The sequence below is a fragment of the Sphingopyxis sp. genome (genome assembly GCF_016704835.1).
Taxonomy (GTDB): Bacteria; Pseudomonadota; Alphaproteobacteria; order Sphingomonadales; family Sphingomonadaceae; genus Sphingopyxis.
In genome coordinates this window covers 605001-623743 of record NZ_JADIZJ010000001.1, presented here as the reverse complement: position 1 = coordinate 623743, position 18743 = coordinate 605001, and the positions used below count along the sequence as shown (strand labels likewise).

Sequence of the window (18743 nt, the reverse complement as noted above, 5' to 3'; positions counted from 1 at the left end):
GCTTCGGCGTCTAAGCACTCGACTCCTCCCGCGAATCGCTGCAGCATAGGTTGCATGACAAAACCGATATTGCCTGGAGAGGTAGCCGCCGCCGTTGTCGACCCCGTCGCATACGGCCAATGGGATTCGCTGCACGAGCAGCTGACCTGGGCGCGCGCCAACGCCCCGCTCGCGGTGGCGGAGAATCATGATCACGATCCCTTCTGGCTCGTCACCCGCCACGCCGACATCATGGCGATCAGCCGCGATCCGCAGCGGTTCGCCAACGGCATCCGCCCGACGGTACTGACCAACCGCGATGGCGAAGCGCTGGCACGCGCCGCGACGCCAAACAACGACGGCCATCTGATCCGCTCGCTGGTCCAGATGGACGCCCCTGACCATATGAAATACCGGCTGCTGACCCAAAGCTGGTTCATGCCGAAAAACCTCAAGATCGTCGAAGACCGAATCCGGCAAATCGCGCGCGAGACGGTCGATCAGATGCTCGCGCAGGGTGGGACATGCGATTTTGCCCGCGACGTCGCGGCGCATTATCCTCTGCGCGTCATCATGGACATTTTGGGCGTGCCGCCCGAGGACGAACCGCGGATGCTGATGCTGACGCAGCAATTGTTCGGGCCGACCGATCCCGAACTGAACCGCAGCCGCGAGGCGATCACCAGCGCCGAACAGGCGATAGCGATGCTCGACTATGTCATCGCCGACTTCACCCAATATTTCGGCGCCCTCACCGCCGACCGCCGCGCCAACCCGCGCGAGGACATCGCGACCGTGATCGCCAACGCGACAATGAATGGCGAACAGATCCCTGACCGCGAAATGTCGGGCTATTATATGATCGTCGCGACCGCAGGACACGACACGACGAGCGCCTCGACCGCGGGGGCGATGATGGAGCTCGCAAAAAACGCTGCGCTGTTCGACCGTTTCCGCGACGCCGCAACCGACAAGGCGGGGCTGATTGAGGAGGCGATCCGCTGGACCACCCCGGTCCAGCATTTCATGCGCAGCGCGAAGGAAGATGTCGAGATCAGCGGTCAGACGATCCGCGCGGGCGACTGGCTGATGCTCAACTATGTATCGGGCAACCGCGACGAGGAAGTGTTCGGCGATCCCTTTGCGTTCAATCCCGACCGCGAAAAGAACCAGCAGATCGCATTCGGTTTCGGCGCGCATGTCTGCCTCGGTCAGCATCTGGCGCGGATGGAAATGCGGATTTTGATGGAGGAACTGCTTCCGCGGCTGAAGAGTATCGAGCTTGCGGGCGAACCGGCACGGGTCGAATCGGTGTTCGTGGGCGGACTGAAACGCCTGCCGATCCGCTTCACGGCAGCCTGACTCTATCCGACGCTGAGTCAGCGCAACTCTCAGTGATAACGGAACAAACTGCCTTTCAGCTGCGTTTCAGATCGTCTGCAACTAGGAGTTTGCCATGATCCTCTGGAAAAAGGCTGCGATCTCGATCGCCGCAACGTCGATGATCCTTTCGCCGGTGGCGGCTTCGGCGGCGCCCGCCATCGACGGTGCCCGAGCGTTATCCGCTGTCGAACGCGAGAATAAACTCGAAGGCGCTAGCTGGCTTCCGATACTGCTCGGACTCGCGATCATCGCCGGTGGTATCTGGCTGGTGATCGACGGCAACGACGATAAGCCTGTCAGCCCTTAAATTGCGCGGATCTCGTTGAGATTAGCGGCTTAGACTTTCTCAGCCGGGAAAAAACGCGCGACGACTTCGCTCGCCAGCCGCGCGGGGCGCAATGTTTCGGCGTCGATGCAGCACCAGCTCGACTTGACCTCGGCCAGCACATCTTCGCCGCGCTTGATGATCGTCTCGTAAAAGGCGCGGGCGCCCTGGACCTTTTCCAGGATCACCGTCGCGATGACCTGATCGTCGAGGAAGGCCGGGCGGCGATAGGTGATCTCGTGCTTCAGCGCGACCCACAGGTGCGCCGCGACCGCGTCGGGCGGCGCGATATGGCGCCAGTGCGACAGCACTGCTTCCTGCACCCAGCTCAGATAATGGGCGTTGTTGACGTGCCCCATGAAATCGATCTGGTCGGAACCGACGGCGATCGGATGGTCGTGCGGGAGTGAAGCGGCGGTCATATCGTTGACACTAGTGTCAACAATATGTGACGGAAAGATGAAATCTCAACCCCGCCCGCGATAGGGCGCAACGCCCTGATCGGGTAGCCACAGGTTTGCGGGCGGCGGACCCGATTGCCAGAACACATCGATCGGGATGCCGCCGCGCGGATACCAATAGCCGCCGATGCGTAGCCATTGGGGCTGCATTTCGTCGAACAGGCGGCGGCCGATGCCGACGGTGCAATCCTCGTGAAAGCCTGCGTGGTTGCGGAACGATCCGAGGAACAGTTTCAGACTCTTCGATTCGACGATCGTATCGCTGGGGGCATAATCGATAACGAGATGCGCAAAATCGGGCTGGCCGGTGACCGGACAGAGCGAGGTGAATTCGGGCGCCGCAAAGCGCACAAGGTAAAGCTCGCCGGCGCGCGGATTGGGAACATAGTCAAGGAGTGCAGCTTCGGGCGCGGCAGGTAGGTTGCTCGATTGGCCAAGATGTTTGGGTGCGAGCGGCGGATGGCTGGAATCACTCATGGAAACCGTCTAGGGCGCAGCGCGGCCATTGTCACCGATGGGATGTTCCCAATTGGAGGGAAATTGGCCGGGTTCAGCGCCAATTCAGCGGCGCCGGCCAAAAATGAACAATTCGGGATCGCAAAATCGAAATGACGGACAAGAATTTGGGGCAAAGCAGCAGGACAGCGCGATTGGCGCTGGTTGCGCTGGTGCTCGCGCTGGCGAGTGCTGCGCCCGCGCGCGCGCAGGATGCGGACACGCCAACCCCGGCGCCGTCGTCAATCTTCCGCCTTCCCCCCGCCGACGACGGTCGCGCGCCCGGCGTGCAGGGTCCGGCCGATAATGGCCTGCCGCCGGTCGCGCCGAACGAACGACGCGGCGCGCAGCAATCCGCGCCGACGCCGTCGCCTGTACCGCCGCGCGTGACGCCGACCCAGCCGACAACCACAACCGCGCCACCCCCATCGACCCTGACCCGCCGCGACACTGCGGCACCGGATTCGCCGCGTACGGCGCCCGCAACCCCTGATGCCGCGCCCGATTCGGCGGGGCAGGCCGATATCGCGCTGCCACCGCCGCAAACGGCCACTTCCCAGGTTGCGCCGCCGACCGGGGCCGCTGCACCCGAACGCGATGACCCGCCGATCGCCGCGACGCCCCGTGAGGCGCCCTCGGGAACGCCGCTCTGGGCCTGGATTTTAACGGTGCTTGCCGCGCTCGGCGCCGGACTGTGGTATTGGCGTCGCCGTCCGGCGCTGGCGGGCCCGGCCGGCGATGCAGGGGCTGAGGCACCGCGTCCCACCGTCCCACCGTCGGCGCCGCGCGCTGCGCCGGCGCCCGCTCCGCGCCCTACGCCCGCTCGCCCTGTGCCCGCCCGCTCACCGGCCGAACCGCGCGGCGCATCGCCGCTCGTCACTCGCGTTGCGGGGGAACAGCGCGCGCTGGTCGCCATGACGCTCGATATCCGCAGCATCCGCTTTGCGTCCGATCATGTCGCGGTCGGCTTTGCGCTCCATCTGGTCAATCAGGGGACGCTCCCTGCGACCGGGCTGATGGTCCGGATCGCGCTCAATCAGGGATCGGCGATGCCCGAGTCGGTGCTAGGTCGCTTTTTCGACGGCGCCGGCGGCAGCGTGCTGCGCGACGACATGATGCTTGGCGTCGGCGCGGGAGAAGAATTGTCGACCGAAGTCATGTTGCCGCGCGCGACGATCGAGCCGCTGCTGATCGGCGGCAAGCCCATGCTGGTCCCGGTGATCGCATTTGACGTGACCTATCATTGGGACGGCGAGGGCGATGCCTTTGGCCAGAATGCCAGCAGTTTCGTGCTCGGCCGCGAGCAAGACGGCGGCGGCAGTGACAAGCTCGCGCCGCTGCCGCTAGACCGTCCATCCTATCTGGTCGATCGCCCGGGGGTGCGGGCTACGGCGGTGAAACGCGCTCAGTAGTTTCGCGCACGTGCATCCGAATCGCCGAATTTTTGTTGCGGCGCAGCATTGGCTGAGGCACAGCGCCACCGTGCTTGAAAAAGGACACGGCGGGGCATAGGCTTGTCCTCCCCGGAAAGAGCAGCGCAGGATGGCCGGCAAAGGGATCAAAGGTTCCGATCGGTCGCAACAGGAGCATGACATGGACGCCTTGGTCTCAACCGACTGGCTGGAACGCGAACTGGGGGCGTCAGACCTGCGGGTCGTCGACGCGACGAAATTCTTGGGCGACTCCGGGCGCGACGCGCGCGCCGAATATGAGGCGGGCCATATCCCCGGCGCGGTGTTCATGGATCTCGCCGAGTTGACCGATCCGTCGAGCGCCGTCGACAATATGGCGCCGCAGGCTGAAAAATTCGCCAGCCGCATGCAATCGCTGGGCCTTGGCGATGGCAGCCGTATCGTGCTCTACGACGACAGCCCGCTGAAAAGCGCAGCGCGTGCATGGTGGCTCCTGAAACTGTTCGGCGCGCATGATGTGGCGCTGCTCGACGGCGGCCTTGCGAAATGGAAGGCCGAAGGCCGCGCGCTCGAAATGGGCAGGCAGACGCTGCGCCACCGCCACTTCACCGTGTGGCGCGATGCCAAAGCGGTGCGGACCAAGGATCAGATGCTGGCGAACGTCGACAGCGGCGCCGAACAGGTCGTCGATGCGCGTCCTGCGGCGCGCTTCACCGGCGAGGAACGCGACCCGCGCCCCGGCCTCGCCCCCGGGCACATCCCGAATTCACGCAGCCTGCCGCACAGCGCGCTGTTCAACGCCGACGGCACCTGGAAACAGGGCGAGGATCTGAAGGCCGCGTTCGACGCCGCCGGCGTCGACCTCGACAAGCCGCTCGTCACCACCTGCGGCAGCGGCATGACCGCGACCGTTGTAGCTTTTGGCGCGCATCTGCTCGGCAAGGACGACGTGGCGGTCTATGACGGCAGCTGGACCGAATGGGGCGCCGACCCCGCAACCCCGAAGGCTACCGGCTCGGCTTGAAAATGAAACGCGTCGCCCCCGCGTTCGTGGGGGCGACGATTTCGTTCAGTACCCGACCTTCTTTGCGCGCTCGATGCATTCGACGATGATGCGCTTGGCTTCATCGACATCGCCCCAACCGTTGAGCTTTGCCCATTTTCCGGGCTCAAGGTCTTTGTAATGGGTGAAGAAATGCTCGATCTGCTGCAGCACGATCGGCGGCATGTCCTTGTAGCTCGCGACGTCCGAATAATAAGGGAAGGTCTTGTTGACGGGCACGCAGAGCAATTTCTCGTCGCCGCCGGCGTCATCCTCCATCAACAGTACGCCAATCGGGCGACACTTGACCACCGCGCCCGCGACGATCGGCGAGCGTGCGACGACCAGTGCGTCAAGCGGATCGCCGTCTTCGCCAAGCGTGTGCGGCACGAAGCCGTAATTGGCGGGGTAGCGCATCGGGGTGTGCAGGAAACGGTCGACGAACAGCGCGCCCGATGCCTTGTCGAATTCATATTTCACCGGCTCGCCGCCGATCGGAACTTCGATCAGGACATTCAGGCTGTCGGGTGGGCTGTCGCCGGCGGGGATCAGGTCGATGCGCATGGGAGAGTGGAGTCCTTTGTTTTTAGAATCGCGGGCGCCTTTAGCGCCCGATGGCGCGAAAAGTCGAGGGCGAGCTTCTGCCTCCTCCCGCAAGCGGGAGGGGCTAGGGGTGGGCGTGAGCGAAGCGAACGAGCGACGGTTGCATGACCCACCCGGCTGTGACTAGCAGACAGGTCCGCAAGTCTCGCTGCCCGTCCCGCTTGCGGGAGGGGGGTTAAAGTACCCGTTTCGGTGCCAACAAACGATCGAACCAATCCGGCCCGCTGCCGCTTTTCTCGACGTGCGGCCAACGCAGCCCGCCGTGATAGGCAAGGTCGGCCTGGCGATACCGTCCGCCGCGCTCGACCAGCAGCCGCACCGGGGTCTTCCCATCGGTCGCGGCGCGCACCGCGGCCTCCAGCCGTTCCTTGCTGTAACTTACGCCATCCACCGCGACGATTTTGGTGCCGTTGACGATATCGGCTTTGAACGCCGGGCCATCCCATAGAATCGCGCTGGCGACGCCATCCTTGTCGATCGTCATCCCAAGCGAATGAGTCAGGTCATAATTCTTGGCCTGCGCCATGCGATCGCGGTCGTACACGTTCGGCGCGTCGCGCCACACCAACCGGTATCCCGCGCGCTCGATGCCCGCCACCGGGGCGCCCTGTCCGGGCGTTTGCAACCGCTGGCGCAGGAACCCCGCCCAGTCATGCGGATGCACCGCGTTCAGCGCTTGGGCGACATCGTCGAAATCATAGGTATCCTGCCCCCAATCGCCATCGCGGCCGCCGAAAAAGATACGCGCGAAATCGTCTAGGCTTTTGGCATCGTTCGTCGCTTGCCGGATCAGCAGGTCGGCCTCGAGCCAGGTCAGCGAACCCTCATTGTAATAATCTTCGCCCCGCGACCAGCTCGCAAAGGACTTCGGCTTGCGCGCCGCAATCACCGGATCCAGCGTCGTATCCTCCACCGCACGCCATTCGCGCCCCGGCTGCGCGCTGTAGAAACCGGCGTTGGTCGCCCATTCGGCGAGGATCATCTCCTTCGACTGCATCCCCGATCGACCCGCAAGGACCAGATCCCAATAGCTCGTCTGGCCTTCGTAAACCCACAGCAGATTGCCCTGCATCGGGGTGCGGTAATCGGCGGTCCATAATTTGTCGGGGCGGCGATATTTGCCGTTCCAGCTGTGGACCAGCTCGTGCGGAAGCAACCCGCGTTCGCTGTCATTCTCGTCCCACTCGGTGAAATAGTCGCGATTGCGGCTGTTTTCGCTGCTGCGATGATGCTCCAGCCCGATCCCGCCGAGTTCGTCGGTCAGCGCGAGCAGAAATTCATAGCGGTCGAAATGACGGACCCCGAACAGCGCCACCGTTTCGGACACCAGCGCCGCGTGACGCGCTATCTGGTCGGGACTGGCCTCCAGATACTTCGCCTCGTCGGCGACGACGTTCAGCGTGACATTCTGCCCCAGGTCCCATTTGCGGAAATATTTGCCGGCAAACATCGGGCTGTCGACCAGCACCTCGTAATTGGTCGGGGCATAGCTGTAGCGGTTGCCCGACACCTTCAGCCCGTCGAGCGCCGCGGCGCCGGTCCACCCGTCTGGCAGCATGACCTCCAATTGGACCGGGATCTGCCGCGTGAAATATCCCGCCGGGTACAGGCTGACCTGTTCCCATTGCAGGTTCATCATTGCCGGGGTGACGACGACGCGACCCTCTGTCGTGCGCGTCGGTGACAGGAAATCAAAGACGATGTCGATGCTTTTGACGCCTGCGGGAACATCGATGTCGAACGCATAGACATCGGTCGGCTGGCGCGTCCAGCTGAGTAACTTGCCCCCTGCGCTCGCCTTGAACCCCGCCAGCTCGGCGATCGCGCCGCGTGGCGCGTGCTTGCCGGGCAGCCATTCGGGATAGAGCAACGTCAGCTTACCAGGCTTGGTGACCGGGACTGTCTGATGGACATGAAAGATGCCGCGCGCGACGTCGGTCGCATCGACCTTCAACTGCATCGTGCCCGGATAGGGTTTGTCGGCGGGCAGCGCGATGGTCAGTGGCTGGACGACCGGCTGTGGGCGGCTGTTGCCGGTCTGGGCAAAAGCGGCAGGGTTGATAGCGATCAGGGCGGCGGCGACGAGCATTTGTTTTTTCATCGGTGAGTTCTGCCGCGAAATGGGCGCGAGGTCCAGACTTAGCCCCTCCCCTTCAGGGGGGAGCTTGGGGTGGGAGCCGGTGAGGTGGGGCCAAGGCCGATGGCCCCCAACCAGCCCGACCAAAGGTCCGGCTGTCGCCGAACCAAGTCTCGCTGCGCCGCCCCTGAAGGGGAGGGGTTTGTCTCCCTTTGCGCCTCCGCAAAAATCGACTAGACGCCGCGCCCATGAGCAAGGACAAATCCGCCAAAATCCCGACCCCGCAGGCTGTGCGCGGCACCCAGGACATGCTCGGCGATTTCGCCGACCGCTTTGCGCATGTCGTCGATGCCTTTGAACGGGTGCGCCGGCTCTATGGCTACAAGCGCATCGAGGTGCCGGTGATCGAGCCGACCGCGGTGTTCGCGCGCTCGCTGGGTGAGACGACCGATGTGGTGTCGAAGGAAATGTATTCGTTCGAGGACCGTGGTGGCGAATCGATCACGCTGCGCCCCGAATTCACCGCAGGCATCGCGCGCGCCTATATCACCAACGGCTGGCAGCAGTTCGCGCCGCTGAAGGTCGCGACGCATGGACCGTTGTTCCGCTACGAACGCCCGCAAAAGGGGCGCTATCGCCAGTTTCACCAGCTCGACGCCGAAGTGCTGGGCAGCGACAGCCCGCTCGCCGATGCTGAGCTGCTGGTGTTTGCTGACCAGCTCCTCAAGGAATTGGGCATATCGGAAGGCGTGACCCTGACGCTCAACACGCTCGGCGATGCGGCCAGCCGCGATGCCTGGCGCGCGGCGCTGGTCGATCATTTCGAGGCGCACCGTAGCGATCTGTCTGAAGACAGCCTCGCGCGGCTCGACAAGAATCCGCTGCGGATATTGGACAGCAAGGATCCGAACGACCGCCCGATCGCCGACAGCGCGCCCGACATCGATGCGTATCTGACCGGCGAAGCGCAGAATTTCTTCGGCGCGGTCACGTCGGGTTTGGACGCCGCAGGCGTCGCGTGGGAACGCAATGCGCGGCTGGTGCGAGGGCTTGACTATTACCGCCACACGGCGTTCGAATTCGTCACCGATCGGCTGGGAGCGCAGGGTACTGTGCTCGGCGGCGGCCGCTACGACGGGCTGATCGAAGCGCTCGGCGGCCCGCCGACCGCGGCGGTCGGCTGGGCCGCGGGGATCGAGCGGCTGGCGATGTTGTTGGATGAGCCGAAAGCCGATCTTTTGAACGTCATCATGGCCGTCGAAGATGATCTCGCTATTCCAGCCGCGCAGAATATTATTGCCGCGTTCCGTCTGAACGGCCTTTCTGCTGACATGGTGGCGACGGGCTCGGCCCGAAAACGCTATGACAAAGCGACAAAGATCAACGCCCACGTTTTGATGTCACTGCGGTGGGTCGACGACCAGCCCGTTATTCGCACGCAGTCGGCAACGCAAAACGACGTCCTTATGCAGGCTCAGAAAATTCTAGATGGCTTGGGCTATCACAACGCCTGACTGGACAACGATCGTCATCCCGGACTTGATCCGGGGTCCATGCGGCACCGGCGGCCTTGGATCCCGGATCATGCCTGGGATGACGAAGAATTGAAACGATAGAATAGATGACCAACGTATCCGAACGTCAGATCGACGCCATCATCGAACGCCATGCTGCGCTTCAGGCACGCATGGCGACCGGCGATATGGCGCCCGCCGACTTTGTTGCGGCGTCGAAGGAGTTTTCCGAACTCGAACCCGTCGCCACCGCGGCGCGCGAAGTCGTGCGGTTGCGCGGCGAACTGACCGCGCTGAACGAAATGCTCGCCGACCCCGAGATGAAGGCGATGGCGGCCGAGGAAATCGCGGCGGTCGAGAATGCGCTGCCCGCCGCTGAACATGACTTGGCACTCCAGCTGCTACCCAAGGATGTCGCCGATGCGCGCGCCGCGATGCTCGAAATTCGCGCCGGGACCGGCGGCGACGAAGCGGCGCTGTTCGCGGGCGACCTGCTGCGCATGTATAGCCGCTTCGCCGATGGGCAGGGGTGGAAGGTCGAGATCATCTCGGCGAACGAGGCCGAAATGGGCGGCTATAAGGAAGTTGTCGCGTCGGTGTCGGGGCAGGGGGTGTTCGCGCGCCTCAAGTTCGAAAGCGGCGTGCACCGCGTCCAGCGCGTCCCCGCGACCGAAAGCCAGGGGCGCATCCACACCAGCGCCGCAACCGTCGCCGTGCTGCCCGAGGCTGAGGAGGTCGACGTCGCGATCAACGACAGCGACCTCAAGATCGACATCTACCGCGCGTCCGGCGCGGGCGGCCAGCACGTCAATACCACCGACAGCGCGATCCGCATCACTCATATCCCCAGCGGCCTCGTCGTCATCCAGCAGGACCAGCGCAGCCAGCACAAGAACCGCGCGAAGGCGATGCAGGTGCTGCGCGCGCGGCTCTATGATCTGGAGCGCGCGAAGATCCACGATGCAGAGGCGTCGGCGCGCAAATCGATGGTCGGGTCGGGGGACCGCTCTGAACGCATCCGCACCTATAATTTCCCGCAAGGGCGCGTCACCGACCACCGCATCAATCTGACCCTCCACCGCCTGCCCGAAATCATCGAGGGGCAGATGGACGAGCTGATCGACGCGCTGATCGCCGAGGATCAGGCGCAGCGACTGGCGGGCCTGGGTGACTGAGCCTGTGACGTTTTCGGGGGTAGCCGAATCGCTCCGCACCGCCACGAACCTGCTGACGGGCGTCAGCGACACGCCGCGGCTCGACGCCGAGCTGCTGATGGCGCATGCCCTTGGGGTGGAGCGGCAGGCGGTGCTGCTCGATCCGGGGCGCTTCGCGATTCCCGAACTCTACACCCATTTGATCGCCCGCCGCATGGCGCACGAACCGATCGCCTATATCGTCGGCTATCGCGATTTCTGGACGCTGCGGGTCTCGGTCGGGCCGGGGGTGCTGATCCCGCGTCCCGACAGTGAAACGCTCGTTGAGGCATCCCTCGACTTCGCGCGGGAGCGGGGAGCGGGGTGGCCGTCGCGCGTGTTGGACCTTGGCACCGGGCCGGGAACCTTGTTGCTCGCGGTGCTCAGCGAGTTTCCGGCGGCGACGGGGCTGGGTGTCGATGTGTCCGAACAGGCGCTGGCCTATGCGCGCGATAACGCCGAGGAACTGGGCATGGCGGGTCGCGCTGCTTTCCAGTTGGGCGACTGGGCCGACGGCATCGACGGTCTGTTCGACATCATCCTGTGCAATCCGCCCTATATCGGTGACGAAGAGCCGCTGATGCCCGATGTAGCCGACCACGAACCCGCTGGCGCGTTGTTCGCCGGTCCCGATGGGCTCGACGACTATCGTCGCATCATCCCCAATCTGCCGCGCCTGCTCACCCCCGGCGGCGTCGCGATCCTTGAAATCGGCGCGACCCAACATACCTCGGCGCGGCAACTCGCCGAAACGGCGGGTTTCCGCGTCACTTGTCGCCAGGATCTCGGTGGGCGCGACCGAGCGCTTTTACTGACGCGCCTCCGACCCGCCCCGCAAATTTAGCTTGGTTTTCGCCGCAAAGCGGGTTAGGGGCCAGTCACAGACCCGACTGGGGTACCTTTGGCGATGCACCAGCATCGATACTGGTCCGGAGGATCTGCTTCCCACTTACGATGTTCGTACCGGGCTTCGGTCCATACGAGCGGTAAAGGGCAAGAACCGCGCAAGGAGCGCGGGCACGACGCGCAAGATGCGCGGTCGGCCAAAAGGGGTTGGCATAGCTTATTAGCTTTTCGACAGGATGTCTCAGTTGAACATGAACAACCGGCAAAGCGGTCGCCGTCGCGGCCGCAACAATAACAACAACAGCAATAACAATCGTCCGCAATCGGGCGGCCGCGGTGGCGTCGATCAGGCGAACCGCATCGACAGCCGGGCGCGCGGCAACGGCGCCCAGATGATCGAGAAATACCGCAACCTGGCGCGCGATGCGCAGTTGGCCGGTGACCGGGTGCAGACCGAATATTACCTCCAGTTCGCCGATCATTATTTCCGCGTCGTGAGCGATTTCCGCATCCGCCAGGAAGAAAAGAACGCACAGAACGGCCAGGATCGCGGGCAGGATCGCCAGCGCGAAATTCGCGGCGTCGAAGATTTCGACGGCCATGACGATAGCGATTTGGATATGGACGCCGACCGCGACGACAATGGCGACGACAACCGCGGCGAGCGGAGTGATCGTGGCGAACGTAGTGATCGTGGCGACCGCAACGAGCGCAGTGATCGCAACGACCGTCCCGAGCGCAGCCAGCGCGAAGCGCGCGGCAACCGCGACACGCGCAGCGACCAAGGCGACGATAATCGTGGCAATCGCCAGTCGCAGGACCGCCCGCGCCGTGATCGCGACGAGGGACGCAGCGATGTTCGCAATGGCGATGGCGTCGACACCGAAACTGACAGCGTCGAAACCGTCGCAGAAGAAGTGCCCGCACCGCGCGCCAACCGCCGCAGCCCGCGCCGCCCGCGCGCGGCAGAGGCCGACAGCAACGACGATGGCGGCAACGCCGGCATCGACACCGCGGTGCTACCCCCGGCCATCGGTCGCCCCGAACGCAGCGTCGAAACCGACGCGGAGGCCGATGGCGGCGAGGCTGCCCCCGCCGCCAAGCCGCGCCGTACTCGCCGCACCCTGGCGACGCGCAGCCCCGGGGTCGAAGCCGCCGAGTAACAGTACATCTTCGCGCTGGTCATTGACCGGCGCATGACATAGCCTCCTCGTAGTCACATCTGCGGGGAGGCTTTTTAATGCGCGCTTTGGCAAGGACTTGCGGTGCAGTGGTCGTCGCTGGCGCATTGGCGGGCCTCCCGGCGGCGGCGCAGGATGGGATGCCAGGCAACGCGCAAGGCGATGTCGCCGTCACCATTTATAACAATGGCCAGTCGCTGGTGCAGGACGAGCGCCAGCTCAGCGTCGTCGCCGGGCGCAATCGCATCGAATTTCCCGACGTGTCGGCGCGCATCCGTCCCGAAACGGTGACGCTGTCGGGTCCCGGCATCGCCATCGTCGAGCAGAATTTCGATTTCGACCTGCTCACCCCCGACAAGTTGATGGACAAGGCGGTCGGCCAGTCGATCACGCTGGTGCGCACCAATCCCGCGACCGGCGCCGAACGCACCGAGCGCGCCAAAGTGCTCGCCGCGAACGGCGGTATCGTGCTGCAGATCGGTGAACGGATCGAGGTGCTGCGCGACGACGGCCTGCCGGTGCGCGCGGTGTTCGATCGCTTGCCGCCCAATTTGCGCGCGCGACCGACGTTGTCGGTGACGGTCGATGCCGCCAGCGCCGGGATGGTCCCGACGCGCCTGTCGTACCTCACCCCCAATCTGGGCTGGACTGCCGATTATGTCGCGCTGTTCGATGCGGCAAAGGGGTCGATGGACATTCAGGGGTGGGTGACGCTGACCAACAGCACCGGGACGACCTTTGCCAATGCGCGCACGTTGCTCGTTGCGGGCAATCCGGGCGGGGGCGGCGGCTTTCGCCAGATGACCGGCGCGATGGACAGCGCGGGGACCGAAAGCAACGATCGCGAACGGCTCGGTGACTATTATCTCTATCCGCTGGCCGAGCGCACGACGATCGCCAACGCGCAGCAAAAGCAGGTGAGCTTCCTCGACGTGAAGCGCGCGCCCGCACAATCGACCTATGAATATGTCAATCGCTGGCTGGGGAGCAGCACCGAAGCAGTGAGCACCGCCAGCGTGCTGCGATTTTCAACCTCGCGGCAGGGCGGGCTGGGCGACCAGCTGCCCGCCGGGACGATCCGCGTCTATATGCGCGATGCGCGCGGCGACCCGCAGTTCATCGGCGAAAACAGCATCGGCCACACCCCGATGGGATCGGCGATGTCGCTGCGCACCGGCGACGCTTTTGACGTCAAGGTCCAGCCGACCGTGGTGTCGCGCACTCGCAAGGGCGATTCGCGCTGGATGACCAAAATGAAATATACCGTCACCAACGCGCGGCCGGGGCCGGTGACGGTGTTGCTGGCGCAGGACGGGCTGTATGGCGACGTGCGGATCAGCGAGGAGAGCCTGAAGGGCGAGCGCATTTCCGCCGACCGCGTCGAATGGCGGGTTCCGGTGCCCGCCAATGGCAAGACCGACGTTACTATCGCCTTCGATACGCGCTACTAAGGCGCACACGATGCGGGGTGCGTTCCTGCTAGCATGGATCGCGGCGCTGCTGGCGCCGGTGTCGGCGCGTGCGCAGGCCGAACCAGCGATCGTCGTGTCGGCAAACATCGACGAAGCCGCGGTCACTGTCTATCGTGCCCCGAATCGCGGTGGCGGAGCGATCAATCCGAATTGGCCTCAGGGTTTCGCCTTCATTACCGAAACGCGCACCGTCGCGCTGCCCGCCGGCACATCGGTGTTGCGGTTCGAAGGCGTCGCCGAAGGATTGCTGCCCGAAACCGCAGTGGTCAGCGGCCTGCCCGACGGGGTGACAGAAAAGAACCGCGACGCACGGCTGCTGACACCCGCGGGACTCGTGGATGCATATCTGAAACGCAGCGTGACGCTGCGCCGCACCAACCGCGCGACTGGCAAGGTTGTCGAGCAGCAGGCGGTGATCCAGGCTGGCCCGAACGGCGGCGTGATCCTGCAAAATGCCGCAGGAGGCTTCGAGGCGCTGGCGTGCTCGGGCCTTCCCGAACGGATGCTCTACCCGCGCGTGCCCAAGGATCTGTCTGCAAAGCCGACGCTGTCGATCTTGGTTGATAGCAAGGCGGCGCGGACGCTGACGTTGCAGCTGCTATATCTCGCCGAAGGCTTCGACTGGGCCGCCAATTATGTCGCCGACCGCGGATCGGACGGCAAGACGCTGGGACTGACCGGCTGGATCACCGTCGCCAATGGCGGCGTCACCAGCTTTCCCGGCGCCCAGCTCAATGTCATCGCGGGGCGGCTGAACAAGGTTCACAGCCCGCCGCTGCCGCGCAGCACCCCGGGGCCGCTGATATTGCGCTGCTGGCCAATGGATATCACCAGCTCCCATCCGTTGTGGGAATTGCCGCCGATCATCGAGTTCGAAGAGGAATTTCGCATGGACGCCGCAGAGGATGTGGTGGTGACCGGCAGTCGTATCGATCGACGCGAAGGGCTGATGTATTTGCCTGCCCCCGCGCCGGCGATCGCGCCGCCACCGCCGCCGCCCGCCGAGGATCTGGGCGACCTCAAATTCTACCGCGTCCCGTTTCGCGTCGATGTGTCGGCGAAGGGGCAGAAACAGGTCGCCTTGCTCGCGAAGGACAAGGTCGCGGTCGAACAGCTTTATGCGGCCACGCTTTACCAGAACAACCAACCGCAACCGCTGATGATGCGGCTGCGCGTCCAGAACCGCGAAGCCGACGGGCTGGGGCTCGCGCTGCCCGCCGGGACGGCGGCGGTGTTCGAAACGATCGGCGGCCAGCGCTTGCTCGTCGGCGAGGCAGCGATCGGTGACAAGGCGAAGGATGAGCGGGTCGATTACGACATTGGCCAAAGCCCGGCGGTGCAATTTCGCGCCGTGGTCCAAGAGCGCGGCGCCAAGGATGCCTATCAAACTTGGCAGGTCACGCTGACCAACGCGCGGCCGTTCGACGCCGAGGTCGAGATGCTGATTCCCTTTGCCATCGACCCGGCGCCCGAAGATTGGGAACGGCGCGGCAGCAGCTGGGTCTGGCGAGTGCGCGTGCCCGCCAACGACAGCCTGGCGCAGAGCTTTCGTCAGAAACTGAAGGACGACTGATTCGCGGCGCCGGCGGTAAAGATCAGCCCGGCGGCAATGCCCGCGGTCGGTGATTTTCGTCGAGCGCAACAAAGGTGAACAGTCCGCCGGTGACCTTGACCTCTTCCTGCTCGCGCCCGCGCGTCGCGATGACTTCGATGCGGATGCCCATCGAGGTGCGCCCGCGCCGTTCGAGATGAGCATAGACCGAGATGATGTCGCGCAGCAGGATCGGCGCGATGAACTCCATCGCCTCGATCGCCACCGTCGCGGTTGGCCCCTGCGCGACGCGCGCGGCGACGATGCCGCCGGCGATATCCATCTGGCTCAAGACCCAGCCGCCAAAGATATGGCCATTGCTGTTGATGTCGGCGGGGGCGGGGACGATGCGCAGAATCGGGTCGCGCAGCGAATCGGACGGAATATTATCGGTCATGATTCATATCCGGATCGTTTTCGAAAGGATCTTCGATGGCCTCGTCATGCCCGCTGCCGCTCGACAGAAAGACGAGCCCCATCAGCGCGGTGCCAAGCAGGACCGACAGGCCGACTCCGGCGGCGGTCGCGATAATCATATGGATGGTCAGCGCCTCGCCCATGCTGAAACGCAGCCAGCCGAGCGCGCCGACTACGGCGAGCAGCGACACCAGCGCCATGCCGCGCATCAGGCGGCGATAGCGTGCCCAGGCGATTTCCGACGTCGCGTCCTTGTCGAGCGGGGAGGGTTTGACCATGGCGCCTCCATGAACCAAGCCGGGACCAAGGCCAAGCGCGAATGGAATACGGTCAGATGTTTCAGCTTTGCCGCGAATCATGATAGACTTGGTATCCAAAGAATCGACATGGGGAGCGGCAAGGCATGACGATCGGAGCGATCCTCCACGGGCACACGAGCCCCGTAATTTCGGCGCGCAAGGAAGACACGGTGCGCGCGGTGCTCGACCTGCTCGCCCAGCACCGCATCGGCGCGGTGCCGGTGATGGAGGGGGAGGCGATCGTCGGCATTTTTTCCGAACGCGATCTGGTCCGGTTGATGTCGTCCTATGGCCCCGAGGCGCTCGATCGCAAGCTCGACGAAGTGATGACGAAATCGCCCGTCACCTGCGATCCGGGGACGGCGGTGATGGGGGCACTGTCGCAAATGACCCAGCGCCGGATCCGCCACTTGCCCGTCGTCGACGGCGGGCGACTCGTCGGCTTTGTGTCGATCGGTGACCTCGTCAAATATCGCATCGACCGCATCGAGGCCGAGGCCGCGGCGATGCGCGACTATATCGCGTCCTGATCGGCGGCATCGGCGACGGGTGGCTGGCGGCGGAGAATCAGCCGCAAGACTTCGGCGATCGCCTCGCGTTCGAGCAGCCAGAGCAGCGCGCCATAAAGTGCGACACCCAGCGCAGCGAGCACGGCGAGCCGTATCGGCGCGGCCAGCCTTAGCGGTTCGATCGCTTCCCCGGTCAGGCCGACGGCCACCGCCATCACGAGCGCCGGCGCGAGCCCTGGTAACATCGCGCGCCCAATTTCCCACAGCGACACCCCGATCAGCGGCGCCGAGAATCGTGCGGTGACGAGCAGCAATAGCGGTGCGGCGATCAGCCACGCCCACGCCATGCCGATCAGCCCCCATTGGGCGCCGATCAGAAAGGCGACCGGAAACAGGATCGCGCCGCTGAGCGCCGTGAACATCGACAGCGAGGGTTTGCCGAGCGCATTGGTCAGCGGCGCAAAAAGGATCTGTACCGTCATCAGCATCAGCCCGAGCGCGATGATCTGAATATAGGGGACCATGCCCAGCCATTTTGCCCCGAACACTGTCTCGACCATCGGCGCCGCGGTCACCGCTAGCCCGCAATAAAAGGGTGCTGCGACGAGCATTAACAAGCGCACCGTCTTCAGAAAGCTCCACCGCACCGCGTTCCTGTCGTGCTTGATTCTCGCATAAGCGGGAAAGGCAACCTCGTTCAGCGGCGGTACGAACTTTGCCATAAAGATCTGCGCCAGGAACAGCGCCTCGGCATACAGCCCGAGCGCATGCGGTTCGAAGCGCCCACCAGCGATGAAGATGTCGGACTGGCTTTGCATCAGCCAGAACAGCTGGCTGAACAACACCGCCGACCCGAAGCCAATGATCTGGCCGCAGCCTTTGAAGTTGAAACTGGGCCACACCAGCAGCCTCGCGACGACCGTCAGCCCGATTGCGCGCGTCCAGAACAGGGCGATCGGTGCGTAAACGAGCGTCCATACCCCATAGCCGGCGAGCGCACACGCCAGCGCGGTGCTCGCCCCCGCCAGCGCCGCGAGCAGATTGACCAGCGCCTGCCGCCGAAAATCGAGCGCGCGGCTCATTATCACCTCGGGCAACGCAATAAAGGGGGTGGCAAGGAATATCAGGGCCTGGACGCGGAGCAGGTCGGCGACGATCGGCTGGCCATAATAGGCCGCTGCGATCGGCGCGCCAAAGAACTGGATGGCGGCGAGCAGCCCATTGAGCAGCAACAGTAGCCCGAACGCCTGTCGGAGCCGGAACGGATCGACCGTATCGGACTGGACCAGCGCGCTCGCGAATCCCCAGCCGTTGAGGAAGGCGAGGAAGGCAATGACGACCTGCGTCATCGCAAACAGCCCGTAGTCGGCCGGGTCGAGCAGGCGAATCACCATCAGCGTCGCCGACCAGGTGATGATCTGCGCGAGAATCTGGCTACCCGAGCGCCAGATCACCGCCGAGCGGACGCGATCGCCGAACTTCGCCCGGTCGACGATTCCATCCTGACCGTCAAAATTGCTCAAGCGCGCTGTACCTGTCCCTGTGCCGCTGCGCGCACCGGGCGGCGGCGGCTCGATCCCTGATGGCGCCGCTGGCGCCAGGCCAGCATCGGCGGCGCGAGCCAGGGAAAGACACTCCATAGAGCGAAGGCAGCGGACCACAATGGGTTGTTCAGATACTGGCGCCGGGCGCGCAATTTCATCAGTCCGGGCCGTACATTGCCGGCAATGACAGCCGCGAAGGCTTCTTCGACGTCGAGCCGCTCCAACTCACCGTGCCGCACGGCGTCGGCAACTGCGGCTTCGTGGCTCCCCGGCATCGCGGCGATGACCTTGTCATAGACCCGAATGTTACCACGGATGTTCCGCAGCAGGCTCGCCGACGCCGATCGCGGGCGGACGCGATAGTCGCCCAAAACCGCGTCGATATAGCGAACATGGCCGC

At 64.4% G+C, this 18743-nt stretch carries 19 protein-coding genes (1 of these 19 only partly in view); 11 read left to right on the top strand and 8 right to left on the bottom strand.

The genetic code is table 11. The annotated features are described in order from the left end of the window. Positions 1-54: 54 nt before the first annotated feature. Positions 55-1341, top strand: coding sequence for a cytochrome P450 (locus tag IPF76_RS03160; RefSeq protein ID WP_293839524.1), 1287 nt, complete (start codon positions 55-57; stop codon positions 1339-1341). 94 nt (positions 1342-1435) lie between these two features. Beyond that, the gene (locus tag IPF76_RS03155; RefSeq protein ID WP_293839521.1) at positions 1436-1669 is read left to right on the top strand and encodes a hypothetical protein; all 234 of its coding nucleotides are present in this window, start codon (positions 1436-1438) and stop codon (positions 1667-1669) included. Between the two features lie 29 nt (positions 1670-1698). On the opposite strand, the gene IPF76_RS03150 is transcribed toward IPF76_RS03155, so the two are convergent. Further along, positions 1699-2109 carry a thioesterase family protein gene (locus IPF76_RS03150; protein ID WP_293839518.1) on the bottom strand — a complete coding sequence of 137 codons (411 nt, stop codon included), beginning with the start codon at positions 2107-2109 and terminating at the stop codon, positions 1699-1701. Positions 2110-2154: 45 nt separating this feature from the next. Beyond that, positions 2155-2625, bottom strand: a complete 471-nt coding sequence (queF, locus tag IPF76_RS03145; protein ID WP_293839515.1) for a preQ(1) synthase — start codon at positions 2623-2625, stop codon at positions 2155-2157. 131 nt (positions 2626-2756) lie between these two features. Between queF and IPF76_RS03140 the strand changes: the two genes are divergently transcribed. Together IPF76_RS03140 and sseA are read left to right on the top strand one after the other, a co-directional pair. Beyond that, entirely contained in the window at positions 2757-4055 is a 1299-nt protein-coding gene (locus IPF76_RS03140) for a hypothetical protein (RefSeq protein WP_293839512.1), read from the top strand. A 181-nt stretch (positions 4056-4236) separates the two neighbouring features. Next, on the top strand, positions 4237-5079 hold the full coding sequence (gene sseA / locus IPF76_RS03135; RefSeq protein WP_293839509.1) for a 3-mercaptopyruvate sulfurtransferase: 843 nt from the start codon (positions 4237-4239) through the stop codon (positions 5077-5079). A 45-nt stretch (positions 5080-5124) separates the two neighbouring features. Here sseA and ppa read toward each other — a convergent pair whose 3' ends face one another. Together ppa and IPF76_RS03125 are read right to left on the bottom strand one after the other, a co-directional pair. After that, positions 5125-5661, bottom strand: a complete 537-nt coding sequence (gene ppa / locus IPF76_RS03130) for an inorganic diphosphatase (protein WP_293839506.1) — start codon at positions 5659-5661, stop codon at positions 5125-5127. A gap of 214 nt (positions 5662-5875) precedes the next feature. After that, entirely contained in the window at positions 5876-7801 is a 1926-nt protein-coding gene (locus tag IPF76_RS03125; protein WP_293839503.1) for a peptidase M61, read from the bottom strand. A gap of 224 nt (positions 7802-8025) precedes the next feature. Here IPF76_RS03125 and hisS point away from each other — a divergent pair, with 224 nt between their 5' ends. The 6 genes from hisS to IPF76_RS03095 all read left to right on the top strand — a co-directional run bounded on the left by hisS (position 8026) and on the right by IPF76_RS03095 (position 15556). Continuing rightward, a complete protein-coding gene (gene hisS, locus IPF76_RS03120) occupies positions 8026-9291 on the top strand; it encodes a histidine--tRNA ligase (RefSeq protein ID WP_293839500.1) in 1266 nt (421 codons plus the stop codon). Positions 9292-9398: 107 nt separating this feature from the next. Then, positions 9399-10466, top strand: a complete 1068-nt coding sequence (gene prfA / locus IPF76_RS03115; RefSeq protein WP_293839497.1) for a peptide chain release factor 1 — start codon at positions 9399-9401, stop codon at positions 10464-10466. Beyond that, positions 10459-11328, top strand: coding sequence for a peptide chain release factor N(5)-glutamine methyltransferase (prmC, locus tag IPF76_RS03110; protein WP_293839494.1), 870 nt, complete (start codon positions 10459-10461; stop codon positions 11326-11328). Before prfA ends, prmC begins: the two co-directional genes overlap by 8 nt. Positions 11329-11581: 253 nt before the next feature. After that, the gene (locus IPF76_RS03105; RefSeq protein WP_366499288.1) at positions 11582-12493 is read left to right on the top strand and encodes a DUF4167 domain-containing protein; all 912 of its coding nucleotides are present in this window, start codon (positions 11582-11584) and stop codon (positions 12491-12493) included. Between the two features lie 158 nt (positions 12494-12651). Then, the gene (locus tag IPF76_RS03100) at positions 12652-13962 is read left to right on the top strand and encodes a DUF4139 domain-containing protein (RefSeq protein WP_293841884.1); all 1311 of its coding nucleotides are present in this window, start codon (positions 12652-12654) and stop codon (positions 13960-13962) included. A gap of 10 nt (positions 13963-13972) precedes the next feature. Then, positions 13973-15556 carry a hypothetical protein gene (locus IPF76_RS03095; RefSeq protein WP_293839489.1) on the top strand — a complete coding sequence of 528 codons (1584 nt, stop codon included), beginning with the start codon at positions 13973-13975 and terminating at the stop codon, positions 15554-15556. Between the two features lie 22 nt (positions 15557-15578). Here IPF76_RS03095 and IPF76_RS03090 read toward each other — a convergent pair whose 3' ends face one another. Together IPF76_RS03090 and IPF76_RS03085 are read right to left on the bottom strand one after the other, a co-directional pair. Next, the gene (locus IPF76_RS03090; protein WP_293839486.1) at positions 15579-15971 is read right to left on the bottom strand and encodes an acyl-CoA thioesterase; all 393 of its coding nucleotides are present in this window, start codon (positions 15969-15971) and stop codon (positions 15579-15581) included. After that, positions 15961-16269: a hypothetical protein gene (locus IPF76_RS03085; RefSeq protein WP_293839483.1), complete on the bottom strand. Its 309-nt coding sequence runs from the start codon at positions 16267-16269 to the stop codon at positions 15961-15963. Before IPF76_RS03085 ends, IPF76_RS03090 begins: the two co-directional genes overlap by 11 nt. Positions 16270-16394: 125 nt before the next feature. Between IPF76_RS03085 and IPF76_RS03080 the strand changes: the two genes are divergently transcribed. Next, positions 16395-16820: a CBS domain-containing protein gene (locus IPF76_RS03080; protein WP_293839480.1), complete on the top strand. Its 426-nt coding sequence runs from the start codon at positions 16395-16397 to the stop codon at positions 16818-16820. Here the strand turns inward: IPF76_RS03080 and IPF76_RS03075 are convergent. Both IPF76_RS03075 and IPF76_RS03070 read right to left on the bottom strand, forming a co-directional pair. Beyond that, positions 16805-18322: a lipopolysaccharide biosynthesis protein gene (locus IPF76_RS03075; protein WP_293839477.1), complete on the bottom strand. Its 1518-nt coding sequence runs from the start codon at positions 18320-18322 to the stop codon at positions 16805-16807. The two genes, IPF76_RS03080 and IPF76_RS03075, sit on opposite strands and share 16 nt — an antisense overlap. After that, on the bottom strand, positions 18319-18743 hold the final stretch of the coding sequence (locus tag IPF76_RS03070; protein ID WP_293839474.1) for a glycosyltransferase family A protein. Its footprint extends 592 nt past the window's final position; the window shows 425 of its 1017 coding nt (coding positions 593-1017); its start codon lies off the right edge, out of view; it ends in the stop codon at positions 18319-18321. The genes IPF76_RS03075 and IPF76_RS03070 overlap by 4 nt, the downstream gene beginning before the upstream one ends.